The sequence below is a fragment of the Pseudoduganella sp. GW821-FHT12E03 genome, assembly GCF_058807115.1.
On sequence record NZ_JBXAQJ010000011.1, the window covers coordinates 106,780 to 122,480 of the forward strand.

The 15,701-nt window shown below is 66.2% G+C and carries 15 protein-coding genes; 3 read left to right on the forward strand and 12 right to left on the reverse strand.

Going from position 1 to position 15,701, the window contains the following annotated elements; all coding sequences use genetic code 11:
• Window positions 1-17: 17 nt before the first annotated feature.
• Entirely contained in the window at window positions 18-1,004 is a 987-nt protein-coding gene (locus AC1RRC_RS25665; RefSeq protein WP_493058439.1) for a C-terminal binding protein, read from the reverse strand.
• Between the two features lie 270 nt (window positions 1,005-1,274).
• On the opposite strand from AC1RRC_RS25665, the gene AC1RRC_RS25670 reads away from it, so the two are divergent.
• Entirely contained in the window at window positions 1,275-2,294 is a 1,020-nt protein-coding gene (locus AC1RRC_RS25670; protein ID WP_493058440.1) for a porin, read from the forward strand.
• Between the two features lie 125 nt (window positions 2,295-2,419).
• Window positions 2,420-2,617: a hypothetical protein gene (locus tag AC1RRC_RS25675; protein WP_493058441.1), complete on the forward strand. Its 198-nt coding sequence runs from the start codon at window positions 2,420-2,422 to the stop codon at window positions 2,615-2,617.
• 35 nt (window positions 2,618-2,652) lie between these two features.
• Here the strand turns inward: AC1RRC_RS25675 and AC1RRC_RS25680 are convergent, their stop codons facing one another.
• From AC1RRC_RS25680 to AC1RRC_RS25725, 10 genes are read right to left on the reverse strand one after another with little or no spacing between them, the layout of a single operon-like run.
• Complete coding sequence (locus tag AC1RRC_RS25680; protein WP_493058442.1) at window positions 2,653-3,753, reverse strand: alcohol dehydrogenase catalytic domain-containing protein; 1,101 nt, start codon at window positions 3,751-3,753, stop codon at window positions 2,653-2,655.
• Window positions 3,754-3,808: 55 nt separating this feature from the next.
• Window positions 3,809-5,029, reverse strand: coding sequence for an amino acid ABC transporter substrate-binding protein (locus tag AC1RRC_RS25685; RefSeq protein WP_493058443.1), 1,221 nt, complete (start codon window positions 5,027-5,029; stop codon window positions 3,809-3,811).
• 26 nt (window positions 5,030-5,055) lie between these two features.
• Window positions 5,056-5,589 carry a carboxymuconolactone decarboxylase family protein gene (locus AC1RRC_RS25690; protein WP_493058444.1) on the reverse strand — a complete coding sequence of 178 codons (534 nt, stop codon included), beginning with the start codon at window positions 5,587-5,589 and terminating at the stop codon, window positions 5,056-5,058.
• A 49-nt stretch (window positions 5,590-5,638) separates the two neighbouring features.
• Window positions 5,639-6,643 (reverse strand): VOC family protein, encoded by a 1,005-nt coding sequence (locus AC1RRC_RS25695; protein ID WP_493058445.1) that lies wholly within the window; start codon window positions 6,641-6,643, stop codon window positions 5,639-5,641.
• A 60-nt stretch (window positions 6,644-6,703) separates the two neighbouring features.
• Window positions 6,704-7,270, reverse strand: coding sequence for an NADPH-dependent FMN reductase (locus tag AC1RRC_RS25700; RefSeq protein ID WP_493058446.1), 567 nt, complete (start codon window positions 7,268-7,270; stop codon window positions 6,704-6,706).
• Between the two features lie 43 nt (window positions 7,271-7,313).
• Window positions 7,314-8,609, reverse strand: coding sequence for a phosphopyruvate hydratase (gene eno, locus AC1RRC_RS25705; RefSeq protein WP_493058447.1), 1,296 nt, complete (start codon window positions 8,607-8,609; stop codon window positions 7,314-7,316).
• On the reverse strand, window positions 8,606-9,214 hold the full coding sequence (locus AC1RRC_RS25710) for a cupin domain-containing protein (protein ID WP_493058448.1): 609 nt from the start codon (window positions 9,212-9,214) through the stop codon (window positions 8,606-8,608). The genes eno and AC1RRC_RS25710 overlap by 4 nt, the downstream gene beginning before the upstream one ends.
• Entirely contained in the window at window positions 9,204-9,911 is a 708-nt protein-coding gene (locus tag AC1RRC_RS25715; RefSeq protein ID WP_493058449.1) for an ABC transporter ATP-binding protein, read from the reverse strand. The genes AC1RRC_RS25710 and AC1RRC_RS25715 overlap by 11 nt, the downstream gene beginning before the upstream one ends.
• Complete coding sequence (locus AC1RRC_RS25720; protein ID WP_493058450.1) at window positions 9,901-11,703, reverse strand: branched-chain amino acid ABC transporter ATP-binding protein/permease; 1,803 nt, start codon at window positions 11,701-11,703, stop codon at window positions 9,901-9,903. Before AC1RRC_RS25720 ends, AC1RRC_RS25715 begins: the two co-directional genes overlap by 11 nt.
• Window positions 11,694-12,542: a branched-chain amino acid ABC transporter permease gene (locus tag AC1RRC_RS25725; protein WP_493058451.1), complete on the reverse strand. Its 849-nt coding sequence runs from the start codon at window positions 12,540-12,542 to the stop codon at window positions 11,694-11,696. The genes AC1RRC_RS25720 and AC1RRC_RS25725 overlap by 10 nt, the downstream gene beginning before the upstream one ends.
• A gap of 288 nt (window positions 12,543-12,830) precedes the next feature.
• On the opposite strand from AC1RRC_RS25725, the gene AC1RRC_RS25730 reads away from it, so the two are divergent.
• Window positions 12,831-13,622: a fumarylacetoacetate hydrolase family protein gene (locus AC1RRC_RS25730; RefSeq protein WP_493058452.1), complete on the forward strand. Its 792-nt coding sequence runs from the start codon at window positions 12,831-12,833 to the stop codon at window positions 13,620-13,622.
• A 78-nt stretch (window positions 13,623-13,700) separates the two neighbouring features.
• Here the strand turns inward: AC1RRC_RS25730 and dsbD are convergent, their stop codons facing one another.
• Window positions 13,701-15,671, reverse strand: coding sequence for a protein-disulfide reductase DsbD (gene dsbD / locus AC1RRC_RS25735; protein ID WP_493058453.1), 1,971 nt, complete (start codon window positions 15,669-15,671; stop codon window positions 13,701-13,703).
• Window positions 15,672-15,701 lie beyond the last annotated feature (30 nt).

Below are 15,701 nucleotides of genomic sequence, written 5' to 3' on the forward strand. Positions count from 1 at the left end.
TGGTCGGGGCGCGCGGGTCATTGGTTGGTGTTGCGCATCTGGCGCAGATTGCAAGGATACTGCGGCGCTTCGCCGCTGAGCACCCGCACGACTTCCTCGGCGGCGCGGCGGCGCAATTCCAGCAGCGAGGCGTCGGATGAAAATGCCACGTGGGGCGTGCACATGGCGCCGGACTGCGCCAGCAGCGCGGCGGGCACCGCGGGTTCGGATTCCAGCACGTCCAGCGCGGCGGCGGACAGGTGGCCGCTGGCCAGCGCCGCCACCACCGCATCGGTGTCGACGATCGGGCCGCGGCTGACATTGATCAGCAGGCCGCCCGCCGGCATCAATGCCAGTTGCGCCTGGCCGATCAAGTGATGGGTGGACTCGGTCAGCGGCGCGTGCACGATGACGATGTCGCTTTGCGCCAGCAGCACGTCCAGCGCATGCGCCTGCACCCCGGCCGCTTCGGCGGCCTCCGCGGTCAGGTAGGGATCGTGCGCCAGCAGGCGGCAACCGAAGGCGCTCAGCTTGCGGGCGGTGGCGCGGGCAATGCGGCCAAAGCCGATCATGCCGCAGGTCAGTGTCCTCAGGCGGCGCAGCCTGGCGTCCGATGGCGCCCAGCGCCCGGCCCGCACTTCGCGGTCGAAATGCACCAGGCCCCGGGTCCATGCCAGCGCAAAGCCCACCGCATGATCGGAGACTTCCTCGACACAGTAATCCGGCACGTTGGTGACCGGGATGTTGCGCGCGCTGGCGGCATCGACCGCGATGTTGTCGAGTCCGACGCCCATGCGCGCCACCACCGCCAGGTCCGGCGCCGCGGCGATGGCCTGGTCCGAGACGCGCGCCCAGCACGTCATGATCGCGGCCGGCTTGTGCTCGCGCACCAGGGCCTCGATGGCGTCGGCCGGGGCCGGGTCGGCCGGCCCGCTGACCAGCCGCAGGCCGGCCGCTTCCAGGATGCCGCGTTCCACGCTGTCGTCGGGCCAGGCGTAGTCGGTCAGTAATACCGTTTGTTTCATGAGGTGTCTCCGTGCTTGTGTGGGTTGAAATTATTTTGCGCTTGTTTGCACTAACGTTAGCACAGCGGTTTTTCATTTGCAAGCACCAATAAATGCAGTTTATGGGGAAAATAAACCCGGTTGACATCTGGTTTAAACAATTCTATGCTGAAAGTAATGCTAACGATAGCACTGAAATTGCCGCGTTGCGCAGAACTTCGCATACCATGCCGGGCAGGGTGATCGGCTCCCGGGATGCACTTTTCGATCACAAAAAAATACGGAGACATCTTGAACACCACTCTTTATAAAGCGGCCGGGGCGGCCGCCATGGCGACGCTGGCCGTCACCGCCCAAGCCCAGCAAGCCAACATCACGATGTGGGGCCTGGTCGACGTCAGCCTGAAGTCGGTCAGCACGGGGGGGCTCTCGGCCACGCAAATGGCCACCGATGGCATGCAGAATTCGCGCCTCGGTTTCCGCGTCGAAGAAGACCTGGGCAGCGGCCTGCGCGCCGGTGCGTGGCTGGAAATGGCGCCGGTGGCCGACACGGGCGCGATGTATCCGTCCGGCAAACTGTGGCATCGCCGGTCCACGGTCAGCTTGTACACCGGCGCCGGCGAACTGCGCCTGGGCCGCGACTTGAACCCGACGTTTTACAACCTGGCCGTGTTCGATCCATTCAGCGCGGTCGGGGTGGGCGCCAGCTTCAACCTGGTGACCAATCTGGGCAGCGGCGCCGCCACACTGCTGCGCACTGACAACGCGGTCAGCTACAACCTGCCCGGCAATCTTGGCGGCTGGTACGGGCAGGTGCAGGTGGCCCCGGGCGAAGGCATTGCCGGCAATCGCTACGGCGGCGCCCGTATTGGCTATCAGTCCGGCCCGTGGAACGCGGCGGCGGCGTATGCGCATACCGGCACCGCCACCTCGAACCCGTTCAAGCTGATGAACGCGGGGCTGTCGTATGACGCGGGCGTGGCCAAGGTCATGGTGCTGTTCAACGGCGCGCAATATGGCGCGCTGAAGCAAACCAGCTGGCTGCTGGGCGTTACCGCGCCGCTGGGACCTGGACTGTTGAAAGCCAGTTACCAGCGCGCCAACGCTTCCGGCGCCGGCACCGATGCCAACGACGCCAGCCAGGCCGCGTTGGGCTATGTGTATAGCTTGTCCAAGCGCACCGCGCTGTACGGCACGTATTCGCACTTGAGTAACAGCGGCAAGGCCACCTTCAAAGTCGGCACGCCGCCGGCGGCGGTGGCGGGCGCCACGTCCAGCGGGGTGGAAATCGGCATCATGCACGCGTTCTGACCGGACCCGCCAGCATGACCACGGCCTCCCGGGGCCGGTTCGTCCCACGCGGCTGGCTGTGCGGGAGGATCGGTCCGGGAGGCCGTTGCGTTTGCGGTGGCGGCACCGCGTCGAAGGAGGTTGACATGGAAACGGGGAACCAGGCGGAGTATGCGGCGATGCGGGCCGTCAGGCCGGGCAAGGAGCAGGTGCGGCGCTGGCTGTTGGAGCGCGTGGCGAGCCGGCAGCCGCTGCCGGAACCGGACGCCATCCGGCGCGCGCTGGGCTGGACAGCTGCCAGTACCGCTGACAGCCGTACAGCGGAAACGCCCGCGGCCGCATGACGCGGCCGCGGGCGGCGGGCAGGGCGGCGTAATGCTTAAGGAATCACAACATAGTTGCTGAAACCGCCGTCGCGGTCCTTCAAGCCGGAAATCGCTTCATTGACGTCGGCCAGCGCGAATTTGCGGTGTTCCAGGTAGGACAGGTCGATGGTGCCGGTGCGCACCATTTCCGCCATTTCCTGGCCTTGCGCCGTGGTGAACCAGTTCGAACCAATCAGCTGGATCTGTTCATCCATCAGCCATTTGACGTCGATCGGCAAATCTTCCGCCACCCCGCCAACATTGACCACCCGGCCGCCACGGCGCACCCCTTTCATGGAATCGAGCATGGTCGCGGCCGGCGCCTTGGCGCCCAGCGCGCTGATGGCGAAATCCGCGCCTTCGCCGCCGGTCAAGGACTTGGCCCATTCGCCGCTGGACCCTTCGCCCAGGCGCATGACTTCGATCCGGTCCGGCGCCAGCGCCTTGATCCGCTGCAGCAGGCGCTCGTCGCGGCCGGTGCCCAGGATGCGCGACAGTCCCATCGCCAGTCCCAGTACGGTGGCCGCCACGCCCAGGGTGCCGGTAATGCCATCGATCAGCGCCACCTGGCCCGGACCGGCATTGGCGTTCTTCAGCGCGCCATATGACGTGCCCAGGTAGCCGAAGCGGCCCGCCTGTTCGAAACTCAGGTTGTCCGGGAGGTTGACCAGCGAATACTCCGGCGCCGTCATGTATTCGCTGAAGCCGCCATAGGGATACAGGTCAAAGATGCGCTGGCCGTCGCGGCTGGTACTGAAATAGCCGTTCAGCGTGTAGTACTGGCAGTGGCTGCGGTTGCCGGCCCGGCAGGCGCGGCACGAGCCGCACGAGCGCAGCGGACTGACATAGACGCGGTCGCCGGGCTTGGCGTTGATCACCGCTTCGCCCACTTCCTCGATCACGCCGGTGGCGTCCAGGCCGAAAATCGCGGGGAATTTGGCCAGCGGCTGATGCGGGAACCAGGTTGGCCAGTTGTTAATCACATTGGCCATGTTCGGCACGATGCCGCATGCCTTGACTTTCACCAGCACGTCGTTGGGACGGGGTTTGGGAATCGGGATCGTGTCCAGCGACATCGGGGTGCCCAGTGCGTGCAGGCGGGCTGCAACCATCATTTTTTCCATCATAGTCTCTCTTGAAAAAGGTGCTTCGAAGGGAAGTCAGTGCAGGTCAGGGCGCGTTGAACGCGACACCCTGCGGCCGGAAACTGGCCGGCCAGACGGTGACCCATTTGCCGTTCTGGACTTGCTTGATCTTGGTGGCGGCGGTGCCGCTGTTGAACTTGCCGTCAAAGGTGCGCGGCCCCAGTACGGTTTGCACCTGGTTCTTCCGCAGCCAGGCCGCCATGGCCGGTTCGTCGAGGCGGCCCACCGCGGTGGCGGCGGCTTCCAGGATTTGCCACGCCGCGAATTCCGCCGCGGCCTGGTAATCGACTTGCGGCCATGGCAGGCCGGCCGCCTTGGCCCGCTCGGTGTACAGCGCGATAAACTCGGCCGCCCCGGGATACTGGGAAAACGGCGCATGGCCTTCGAACCAGGTCAGGCTGGTCAGCCCGTTGGCGTTCTGGTTGGCGACGGTGGGGCCCGGGGCCGGGAACAGGTGGAACTGGCGCGGCGGCTGGTAGTCGATGCGTTTCATCGCGTCCAGCAACTGGGTTGCTTCCAGGCCGATGGCGCCGGACCACAGCAAGTCCGGATTGGCGTCCTTGATGCGCGCCGCGATGCCGCCGAAGTCGCGTGTCCCGAATTCGTACTCCAGGGCCAGGATGGTTTTCAGACCGCGTTTTGCCGCCACTTCCTGGCCGCCCTTGGCCAGGTCCAGCGCCGATGGGAACTTGCTGGTCACGAAGGCAATGGTCTTGGGCGGCGCTGCGGTGCTGGCGTACGCGTCCAGCAGGATTTCGGTATCGGCGATGCGCGGGTCCGGGCCGAGCGGCAACGCCGGAAATTGCATGACGTATGGCGCCAGATTGGGGTCGCCCAGGCTGCTTTGGATGAACAGCTTGCCAAAGCGCTGCGCCACGCCCATGGCCGCGATGATGGCCCCGGTGCCATACGGGCCCATCAGCAGATCGACTTTTTCAGACGTGACCAGCCGCTCGTACAGCGTGCGGGCGTTGGCCGGCTGCGACTGGTCGTCCAGCAGCACCAGTTCAACCTTGCGGCCCAGCAGGCCGCCACGCTTGTTGATCAGCTCGATGAACACTTCGGCGGCGATCTTGTGGATGCCGCCGACGGCGGCCAGTGGTCCGGTCAGCGGCAGGGTCGCGCCGACCCGGAGCGGCGCTCCCGCCGCGCGGGCTGCGCCGGGCAGCCAACCGGCCAGCGCCAGCGCGCCGCCGCTGGCCAGCAAAGTACGGCGCTGTTGCTGATGGTTTTTGTTGTTTTGCATGATGGTCTCCTCCAGGGGGGCCCGCTTCAGCGGTAGGACGCTTCCAGTTCGATGCCGAGCGAGCCCATGATGCGCACGCCCGAGTTGTACCACGCGACGTTGAGCGCCAGCTCGACCAGCTGCTTTTCGTTCATGAAGGCGGCCACCCGGTTCCAGGTGTGGTCGCTGACGTTGACCCGCTGCGTGGATTCGCGCGCCAGCGCCATCACGGCGCGTTCTTCTTCATCGAACAGCGGCGAGTGTTCGAACTGGCCGATGGCCTTCAACTGTTCCGGACTGACGCCGGCCTTTAAAGCGTGCGACTGGTGGTGTGCGACTTCATACTCCGAGTCGGTGCAATGGCCGACCGTGAGGATGGCCAGTTCGCGCAGCTTGGGGCTGATTTCCGATGCGCGGATCGCGTTTGCGTACGACAGGAACTGGTCCAGGATCAGGGGCGCATGGGCCAGGGCGCGGAAAATGTTCGCCGTGGGAACCTTGCGTTCGCGTTCGAGGCGGTCGAACAGGGCGTCCTGGCTGCCGGAAAAGTCGGAGCGCTGCAGGTATTTGACGCGTGCCATGGGGGTGTCCTTTGTGTGTGGGTTGGAATGGTTGGAATGGTTGGAACGGTTAGAAATGGGCGGAAAGCTTTGCCACGTAGCTTTCCAGGGTTTCGGGATTGGGCTGGTTGAGGGTGGCGATCAGGTCCGCATTGTCAAACGGGGTCGCTTCGAAATACCAGCGACGCGGCGCCGGCAAGCCCCAGCGCACATTGGTGCTGAGCGTGGCCGCATCCCAGCGCACCGGTTCAATTTCAATATCGATGGTCTGGTAATGGCTGTTGAACAATTCCACGCGGTGGCCGTCGGGGTCGCGCAGGTACACAAACAGCATGCCACCGGGGCCGTGGCGGCCCGGGCCGCGCTCGACCGCCGTAGAATAGCCATAGATGCCGGCCAGGTCGCAGGCGGTAAAGATCTGGTGCGATTCCGAGACCGTATAGGCGAAGTGGTGCAGGCACGGACCGTCGTTTTCCACGATGGCCAGGTCCAGGCAAGTGCCCTTGCGGTACATGAACGCCCCCAGCAGGCGGTCGCCATGGGCCAGGTACTCGGAATTGCGGAAGCCCAGACGGCTGTAGAAGGCGCAGGAAGCGTAAGTGTCCGGCGAGAAGATCTGGTAATGGTCCAGGCGGCTCGCGTGCGCGCCCTTGAACTTTTCTATTTCAAGGTGCATGCGCGGCCGGGTCTCCATGGTGGCGCACAGTTCGAGCTTGGTGCCGTACGGATCTTCCACATGCAGGGTGCGGCCCTGGTATGGCACGTCGGCCCACTCGGCCGGCAAGCCTTCGGCCCGGAAGAAAGCGTAGGCCAGGTCCAGGTCTTCCTCGAGAAACACGCGGAAGCCGATCCGCTTGCAGGTGGCCTGGCCCGTGGTCTGGACCAGCACCAGGCTGTGGTGGCAGGCTTCGGACAAGCCGCGCAGGTAGCAGATGCCGTCGGCTTCGTCGGAGACCACCAGGCCGACGATGTTCACATAAAAATCCCGGCTCCGTGCCAGGTCGGCCACGTGCAGAACGACGTGGCTGGCGCGGGTGATGTTGAAGGGCGGACGCAGGTTGACTTCGGGTAGCATAGGTTCCTCGCGATAAGGTGATGATGAAACAGGTGGTGGGTAGCGGGTGGCGCCGTATGCTTAAGCGGCCGCCGCGCCGCGCAGCAGCTGGACTTCCGCCGCCAGGTCTTGCACCGCGGCCAGCGCGAAGTCGAGGCTGGCGGCGTCGGCCAGGCGGCCGTTGGCGATTTTGCTGTGCACCGCGCCGATCACCACCGGCGGACGGGCAATCACGCGCGCCAGGGTGCCGGACAGCGCTTCGCGCAGGTTGGCCTGGGCCCGGACACCGCCCGTGAAGGCGGGCGAAGCGGTCATCAACAGCACGGGTTTGCCTTTCAGCGGCGATGCGAACGCCGGGCGCGAGGCCCAGTCCAGCGCGTTCTTCAACACACCGGGCATGCCGAAGTTGTATTCGGGCGAGCAGATGACGATGCCGTCGCAGGCGGCGATGGCTTGTTTGAACGCTTGCACGCCGGCGGGCGGTTCGGCGGTGTCGAGATCCTGGTTGTACAGCGGGACATCATTGAGCGCCAGCAGCGTCATGTCGATGGACGGCGGCAGTGCTTCCTGCAGCGCGCGCAACACGGCGGTGTTGGACGAAGCCTGGCGCAGGCTGCCGGAGATGCCGATCAAGCGGATGGTTTTCATTGCGATGCTCCTGGTGTGGCGTTGGTGTGATGGGTGGCGGGATTCATTGCGGACGGTTTTTCTGCGGCAGTGCGCTCCAGCCGCTGAACGGCGCCGCGCTGCCCAGCGATTCTTCGATGCGCAGCACTTCGTTCCATTTGGCCATGCGCTCGGAACGGGCAAACGAACCGACTTTCAACTGGCCGGCATCCCAGCCGACCGCCAGGTGGGCGATGGTGACGTCTTCGCTTTCGCCGGAACGGGCCGACACGATCGTGCCAAAACCCACCGCCTTGCCGGCCGCCAGCGCGGCATGGGCTTCGCTGACGGTCCCGGCCTGGTTGGGTTTGATCAGTACCGCGTTGGTGTGGCCGGCGGCGGCCGCCGCCGCCACGCGTCCGGCGTTGGTGACCAGGAAATCGTCGCCAATGATCTGGCAGCGCGCCCCATATTCCGCGGTGAAGTGGCCAAAGCCTTCGGGATCGTCTTCGGCCAGCGGATCTTCGATCGACAGGATCGGGTAGTTATCGATCCAGCGGCCCAGCATCGCGATCATTTGCTCGCTGTCGAGCGTGCGCTGTTCCAGCGCCAGCTTGTAGCGGCCGCCACGGCCGAACTCGGACGCGGCAATGTCGAGCGAGATGCCGGCGTCGATCCCCGGCCGCAGTCCGGCTTGCTGCATGGCTTTTAACAGCGTGTCGAGCGCTTCTTCATTGCTGTCGAACGCCGGCCAGTAGCCGCCTTCATCGGCCACGCCCTGCAGCTTGCCGCCCTGTTTCATCAGCGCGCCGGCGGCGCGATACACTTCGGCGGTCCATTCCAGCGCCTCGGAAAAACTGCGCGCGGCCGGGCACATGATCATGAAATCCTGCACATCGACGCGGCGGGCGGCGTGGGCGCCACCGCCGAAAATCTGTACCTCCGGCAGCGGCATGCGCACCGGACGGTCGCCGGCCAGATGGCGCCACAGCGGCATGCCGCCAGCGGCGGCCGCCGCGTGCAGCACCGCCATCGAGGTGGCGACGATCGCGTTGCCGCCCAGCCGGCTGCGCTGCGGCGTGCCATCGAGCGTCACCAGGTGCGCATCGATGGCGTCCTGCGCGCGCGCGTCCATGCCGGTCAGCGTGGGGGCGATGACCAGGTTCAGCGCGGCCAGCGCCTTGTTGACGTCGAGGCCGCCAAACGGCTCGCCGCCGTCGCGCAAGTCGAGCGCTTCACCGCTGCCGGTGGAGGCGCCGGCCGGCGCGATGGCGCGGCCGATGGCGCCGCAGGCCAGCGTGACTTCGGCTTCCAGCGTGGGCCGCCCGCGCGAGTCCCAGACGCGCCTGCCGTGCAGGCGGACGATTGTGGTGTCGGTCATGTTGTTTCCTTTGAAGTGGGTGATGAAGTGGTCGTCTCAATTGCCATGGCCGCGCCAATCAGGACGAAGGCCAGCGTGGCGGGGTGCGCGCTCTTGTTGCGCCAGGCGTGGCGGGTGCCTTGCTGCACCACCACGTCGTGCTGGCGCAGCAGGGCGCTGCGGCCGTCGTCCAGTTCCAGCCAGATCTCGCCGTCGAGCACGATGCCGTAATCCACGGTGGGCGTGGCGTGCATGCCATCGGCTTCAAAGCGTTCCGCCAGGCCGGGGCTGATGCGCAGGTTTTCCTCGGCCGCGGCGGCCGGGTTGAAATCCGGCGCGGCAAAGACACTGTCGGGCGGGAAGGTGACGACCAGGAAGCGGGTGCCGCCGGCCGGCGGTACGATGCTGGCCACGGCCGGCGTCGGGTCGGCGCCGTCGAATGGCAGCGCCGGCGCCCCTTCCGTGGCCCACACCAGCCGCGACACCATGCCGGGGATGTGCTGGAACGCTTGCGAGCGCGGCGGCGCCATATCGAGCGCGACCAGGGAGGCGCCGGCGGCGTCGTGGCCGGTGACGATGCGGCGCACCAGCAGTGGCACGCCATTGTTGTTGAGATCAGATGCCAAGGTAAGCCTCCCGGATGCGTGGGTTGTTCAACAGCGCCTCAGGCTGGCCCGAGGTCACGATACGGCCTTGCTCGATGACGTAGGCGTGGTGCGCCACGGCCAGCGCCTGGTTGATGTTTTGTTCGACCAGCAGTACCGCCACGCCGCTCTGGTTGATGGTGCGGATAATCTGGAACATGTCGTCCACCACCGCCGGCGACAGGCCGAGCGACGGTTCGTCCATCAGCAGCAGGCGCGGGCGCGCCATCAGCGCACGGCCAATCGCCACCATTTGCTGCTGTCCGCCGGACATGGTGCCGGCGATTTGCTGGCGCCGCTCGCCCAGGATCGGGAACAGTTCGAACACTTGCTGCAAGGTGGCGGCGGCCTCGCCGCGCGCGCCGGGGCGGTAGGCGCCCAGTTCCAGGTTGTCGAGTACGCTCATATGGCCGAACAGGCGGCGCCCCTCCGGCACCAGCGCGATGCCGTGGTCGCATACGCGATGTCCCGGCACGCGTGAGACGTCGGCGCCATCCATGCGGATCTGGCCCCGCAGCGGCCGCAAGACACCGGCGATGGTGTTGATCAGCGTGCTTTTGCCGGCGCCATTGGGGCCCACCACGGAGACCACCTGGCCGGCGCCGATCGCCAGCGTCGCGTCCCACAGCGCCGGGGCGTCGCCGTAGGCGACATCGAGATTGCTCACTTCAAGCAGCATGGCTGGCTCCCAGGTAGACACGGATGACAGTAGGGTTTTGCATGGTTTCGCGCGGTGGTCCCAATGCCAGCAAGATGCCCTGGTCCAGCACGGCGACCCGGTCTGCCAGCGCCACCACGGCGCGCATCAAATGTTCGACGAAGACAATGGTGGTGCCGCCGGCGCGGATTTTCTGGATCATGGCCACCGCCTGGTCGACTTCGGTTGGGGTCAGTCCACACAGGACTTCGTCCAGCAGCAGCAGGCGCGGGCGTGCCGCCAGGGCGCGCGCAAACTCGACGAACTTGCGTTCGTGCAGGTTGAGTGCGGGCGGCAGCAGATCGGCCTTGTCGGCCAGGCCGGTGAACGCCAGCCATTGCCGGGCCAGCGCGTCAGGACTGCAGCCCGCGTCGTCGGCGCGGTAGCCAAAGGCGGCGCACAGGCGGACGTTTTCCAGCACGGTGAGGTGCTCAAACAGGCGCGGGATCTGGTAAGTGCGGGCAATGCCCCGGCCGGCGATGGCATGCGGCGGCAAGCCGGAAATGGTGGCGCCATCCATCAGGATCGCGCCGCTGGACAGGGCAAAGTGCCCGCTGATCATGTTGATCAGCGTGGATTTGCCGGAACCGTTGGGGCCGACCAGCGCCAAGATTTCGCCTTCTTTCACTTGCAGGTCGACGCCGCGCAGGGCGCGGATGCCACCGAAGGATTTGGCGACGCCCTGGCACTCCAGCAATACCCGTCCGCTGCTGGCAACGGTCGGCGGCACCAGGTTGATCAGCTTGCCCGTGGCCGGTTGCGTGGTAACGCCCGCCGCCGGGGTATCGGCCGCCACCGGGGCCGCCGCCGCTGCCGCGCCGCGTGCGGCCAGGCGGCGCAGCACGCTGGGAACAATGCCTTGCGGCAGCACCAGGATCACGACGATCAGCCCCAGCGCCACGCCGGCGCGGCCCAGTTCGGCGTGCGCGCCGCCGACCACTGAACTCAGCGCCACCGTGATCAGCGTGGCACCCACGGCCGGACCTGCCCAGTGCCGCGCGCCACCCAGTATGCTCATCAGGACCACGTACAGCGGCACGGTGATGGAAAAGGTTTCGCCCACGGTGACATAGCCAACGTAGCCGGCTTGGATGGCGCCGGCGGCCCCGGCCAGCCCCGACGAAATGGCAAACGCGGCCAGCTTGTAGCGCAGCGTTGGCACGCCCTTGACCTCGGCGACATCCTCGTCGTCATGGATCGCCAGCAAGCCGGCGCCCAGGCGCGAGTGCAGCACCCAGCGGGAAATCGCCAGCGCCGCCACCGCCAATAGCAAGCCCATCAGGTAAATTGCGCCGGGTACCGAGGTGCCGAAGGTCGGCAGTTCAACATGGCTGAGGTAGACCCCGGCGCCGCCATCGAGCGCGGTGTTGGAAATCAGTGCGGCCAGCACATAGGTGACGGACAGCGTCAGCAGCGCGAAGAATTCCGCTCGCAGGCTGTGGATGCGGAACACCACCAGGCCGATGGCGCAGGCCAGCAGCGCCGCAACGGCGGCGGCGGCCGGCACGGTCAGCAGGAACGGCAGTCCCAGCTTGCCGGCCAGGGTCGACGTGGTGTACATGCCGGCGCCAAAGAAGGCGGCATGGCCGAAGCTCCAGTAGCCTGCATAGCCGCTCAGGATGCCCCAGCTCGTCGCCAGCGCGACCCAGAAGAACACCACGTACAGGTAGGACAGGTAAAAGTCGGTCAGGCCGGCATAGGGCAGCGCCAGCAGCGCCGCCAGGATGCCGAGGGTGGCCATGGTGGCCAGCGTGGGTTTTCGTGTCAGAGCCATTTTGGTTTCCACAGCAAGAGGATGATCAGGATGGAGAAGGCCACCAGCGGCGCCCAGGCCGGATTGACGGCGGCCATGGTGATGGCTTCGGACACGCCGATCAGCATGCCTGCCAGTAGCGCGCCGATCGGATTGGCCAGGCCGCCGATAATCACCACCGCGAATACCACGCCGATCCACGCTTCAATCTGCGATGGCGCCAGGGTCGAGGTGAGCGCGATAAAGATGCCGGCAATGCCGGCCGAGGCGGCGCACAGGCCGGCCAGCAGGTACGACAGGCGGCGCGCATTGATGCCGAAGGCGGCGGCGATGGCGCCGTCATGGGCGGCGGCGCGCAGGGCTTTCCCCCAGGACGTCTTGTTCAGCGCCAGCCAGGCGGCGGTGGCCAGCACGGCGGCACTGGTAAAGGCCAGCAATTCCAGCACCGGCACAAACAGTGGCCCCAGGCGCAGCGATTCTTGTGCATAGGGTGTCTCGTAGGTCCGGAAGTCGGCCGACCAGATCCACTGGATCAGCGATTCAATCAGGATCGTGACGCCGAATGTCACCAGCATCGATGCGAATTCGCTGACCTGGAAACGCACCAGCAGCGCATGCAGCGCCAGGCCGCCGATGAAAAACACGGGCGGAATCACCAGCGCGGACAGCCAGATCGGCCAGGCGAAGGTGGTGCCACAGTGATAGGCCAGGTAGGCGCCGAGGAAGGCCAGCGCGAAATGGCTGAGGTTGACGAGGCGGAGCAAACCCCAGCTGAGGCTGAGGCCGAGCGCCAGCAGCGCGTAGATGCCGCCATGCAGCATCCCGCCCAGCGCGGACTGGGCCAATAAAGTCAAGCTCATGACAAGGCCCCGCAAACGCTGGTGGGGCCGGAGGCCGGGCCGCCCGGGTGCTGCCAGGCGGGACGTTGGGTGTGATTCATGTTTGGTCTCCTTTTTGTTTGCTAACGTTTGCACACATTCTTGCAAGGTTGGCGGTCCCTTGTCAACAGCAAATTTCATTGTCAATCCAAAGAAATTCAATAACCGTGCGGGTCGCCTGGAACTGGTTGACGCCCCGGGTAATCAGTGCTAACGTTAGCAAATCAAGGAGCTATACCAATCTCTCAACCAGTCATTTAAGGAGTCGCGATGGCATCGATGCACATCATCAGGTACGCGCTGCAACAAGAGGTTTATTACGGGATCGTCGAGGACGATGGATACGTTGCCCGGCTGGCGTCCGGGCCGTTTGACGGCTTGCACCGCAGCGGCGCGCGCGATGCGCTCGATGCGGTACGCGTGCTCACGCCGGTGGCGATGCCGCGCGTGTTCGGTCTGGGCTATAACTACGTGGCGCATTCGCAGGAAGTCGGCAAGAAAACCCCGTCCTTGCCGATCCTGTTCATGAAGCCCAGCACCGCCGTGATCGGCCCCGATGAGGCGATCGTGTATCCATCCTGGGGGGAGAATATTCACTTTGAAGGCGAGCTGGTGGTGGTCATCGGCAAGCGCGCGCGCCATGTCGCGGAAGCGGATGCGCTCGACTATGTGCTGGGCTATACCTGCGGCAATGACATCAGCGACCGCGTGCTGCAGCGGCGTGAAAGTGAGTTCGGCTGTTTGATGGCGGGCAAGGGCTACGATACGTTCGCTCCGCTGGGCCCGGCCATCGTCACCGGGCTTGACCCGTCCAGCCTGCGCATCGTCACGCGTGTCAATGGCGTGGTGCGCCAGGATGGCAGCACGGCCGACTTGCTGTTTTCCGTGCCGTATCTGATTGCGTATCTCAGTCGTCACATGACCTTGCTGCCAGGCGACATGATCATGACCGGGACGCCTGCCGGTGTCGGGCCGATTCAGGTGGGCGACCGCATCGAAGTGGACATCGCCGGCATTGGCGTATTGCGCAATCATGTGGTGGCGGATACGGCCGGGGCGTAACTGCGCCGCACCGCCGATCCTTTGCCGGGCTGGGGCGGCTGCGGTTGGTCAGCCCACCGGCCAACGCGCCAGCGGACTTCAGCTGGCGGCGCGCTGCAACTGCCGCAAAAACGCATCGGCCGGCATAAAGCCGATCACGCGCCCTTGCGGGACTTCCTTGCCGCTGGCGTCGAACAGGATGATGCCGGGTGGCCCGAATAGCTGGAAGCGTTTCATCAGCGCGCGGTCGTCGGCGTTGTTGGCGGTCACGTCCACCTGCACCAGCCGCATGGCTTGCATGGCGGCGCCGACACCGGCATCGGAAAAGGTCATGCGCTCCATTTCCTTGCACGCCACGCACCAGTCGGCATAGAAATCCAGCAGCACGGGTTTGCCGGGCGACGCCAGCAATTGATCCAGTTCCGCCACGGTGCGGATGCGCGTGAAGCGCGCTCCCTCGTGCGCGGCCTGCGCCCCGGCAGCCGGCGCGCCAGCGCGCAGGTGCGCCAATGGCTGCAGGACATCCTTGCCCGCGCTGGCTGCGCCCACCAGTTCAAACACGCCGGCCAGCAGCATGACCACGCCCAGCGCCCTGGCGGCATAGGCGCCCGCGCCGGCGCCGGGCGGCAGGGCCTGGCCCACGCGCAGGAACGCGGCGCACAGGATGGCGAATCCGCCCCAGAGCGCCATGTTGACCGCCACCGGCACCACCGGGCCAATCATCCAGAGCGCGACGGCAATGAGCAGCATGCCGAAGACTTTTTTGACACCGTTCATCCAGGCGCCCGCGCGCGGCAGCAGGCTGCCCGCCGACAGCCCGGTCAGCAGCAGCGGCACGCTCATGCCGGTAGCCATCGAAAACAGCGCCCAGCCGCCGGTGGCGGCGTTGCCGGTCTGGCTGATGTAGAGCAGGGCGCCGGCCAGCGGCCCGGCCACGCACGGGCCGACGATCAGCGCGGACAGGGCGCCCATGATGAACACGCCGGCAAATTTGCCGCCGCTCATGCGGCCGCTGGACTCGGTTAGCCTGCTTTGCAGTGCGCTCGGCAATTGCAGCTGGTAGACGTCGAACATCGACAGCGCCAGCGCGAACAGCAACGCGCCAAAGGTCAGCAGTACCCAGGGCTTTTGCAGGGCGCCGGCCAGGCCTTCGCCGGCCAGTCCGGCCGCCACCCCGAGCGCGGTATACACCAGCGCCATCCCCAGGCTGTAGGCGGCCGCCAGCAGCAGGCCACGGCGGCGCGTCACGTTGCCTTCGCCGACAATGATCGACGACAGAATGGGCACCATCGGCAACACGCAGGGCGTGAACGAGAGCAGCAGGCCGAACACGAGGAATGCGCCGCCGATACGCCAGGCGCTGCCGCTTTGCAGGGTGCGCTGGGCCAGTGAGGTGTCGTCGTCGGCAGTGCCAGTGCTGGCGCCTGTGCGGCCGGCTGCGGCAGCGCCGTCCGCTGCGCCGCCAACTGCTGACGGCGCCAGCGGCGCGGGCTGGGCAACGGCCGCTGGCGGTGCGCCCGATACAGCCGGTGCAACGGATGCTCCCGATAGAGCGCGTGCCGCCGGTGCAGCCGCCTGCAGCGAGGCGTCCATGCCGTCATCCGCGCCGGCGCTGATCTCGGCAACGTTCATCGTGCCGGGATCGACGCGGTAGCGCCGTTCCACCGGTGGGTAGCACAGGCCCGCATCCGCGCAGCCCTGGTACCCCACCACCACGGTCGCCGGAGCGGCAGGCGTCGCGGCGCCAAGTGGCAGCTTGAGCTCCAGGGACCGGGCATACGTCTCCATCTCCTTGCCGAAGTTCTCGTCAAACTTGCGGATGCCGGGCGGCAGTTGCGGCGGCCGTACGCCGTCGCCGGTAAACGACAGGCGCTCACGGTACAGGTGGTAGCCGGGTGCAATGGTCCAGTGCAGCGACACGGTGCGCGCATCGCGCATGGTGGCCCGCAGCACAAAGGCTTGCTCAGGCGGCAGGAAGTCTTGCGCGCTTGCTTGCGTGATGGCGGGTGTGATCGCGGGCGCGAGGCAGAGTGCGCACAACAGCGCACCCAGCCAGTTCAATCGTTTCATCAGGAGCTCTCCGGGTTTCTTCAAGTGTGT

Excerpts from the sequence above, each read along its gene's own strand:
- AC1RRC_RS25725 (WP_493058451.1), bottom strand. The coding sequence starts at position 12,542 with ATGAGCTTGACTTTATTGGCCCAGTCCGCGCTGGGCGGGATGCTGCAT.
- eno (WP_493058447.1), bottom strand. The coding sequence starts at position 8,609 with ATGACCGACACCACAATCGTCCGCCTGCACGGCAGGCGCGTCTGGGAC.
- AC1RRC_RS25690 (WP_493058444.1), bottom strand. The coding sequence starts at position 5,589 with ATGGCACGCGTCAAATACCTGCAGCGCTCCGACTTTTCCGGCAGCCAG.
- AC1RRC_RS25665 (WP_493058439.1), bottom strand. The coding sequence starts at position 1,004 with ATGAAACAAACGGTATTACTGACCGACTACGCCTGGCCCGACGACAGC.
- AC1RRC_RS25675 (WP_493058441.1), top strand. The coding sequence starts at position 2,420 with ATGGAAACGGGGAACCAGGCGGAGTATGCGGCGATGCGGGCCGTCAGG.
- AC1RRC_RS25695 (WP_493058445.1), bottom strand. The coding sequence starts at position 6,643 with ATGCTACCCGAAGTCAACCTGCGTCCGCCCTTCAACATCACCCGCGCC.
- AC1RRC_RS25700 (WP_493058446.1), bottom strand. The coding sequence starts at position 7,270 with ATGAAAACCATCCGCTTGATCGGCATCTCCGGCAGCCTGCGCCAGGCT.
- AC1RRC_RS25685 (WP_493058443.1), bottom strand. The coding sequence starts at position 5,029 with ATGCAAAACAACAAAAACCATCAGCAACAGCGCCGTACTTTGCTGGCC.
- dsbD (WP_493058453.1), bottom strand. The coding sequence starts at position 15,671 with ATGAAACGATTGAACTGGCTGGGTGCGCTGTTGTGCGCACTCTGCCTC.
- AC1RRC_RS25715 (WP_493058449.1), bottom strand. The coding sequence starts at position 9,911 with ATGCTGCTTGAAGTGAGCAATCTCGATGTCGCCTACGGCGACGCCCCG.
- AC1RRC_RS25720 (WP_493058450.1), bottom strand. The coding sequence starts at position 11,703 with ATGGCTCTGACACGAAAACCCACGCTGGCCACCATGGCCACCCTCGGC.
- AC1RRC_RS25680 (WP_493058442.1), bottom strand. The coding sequence starts at position 3,753 with ATGATGGTTGCAGCCCGCCTGCACGCACTGGGCACCCCGATGTCGCTG.
- AC1RRC_RS25730 (WP_493058452.1), top strand. The coding sequence starts at position 12,831 with ATGGCATCGATGCACATCATCAGGTACGCGCTGCAACAAGAGGTTTAT.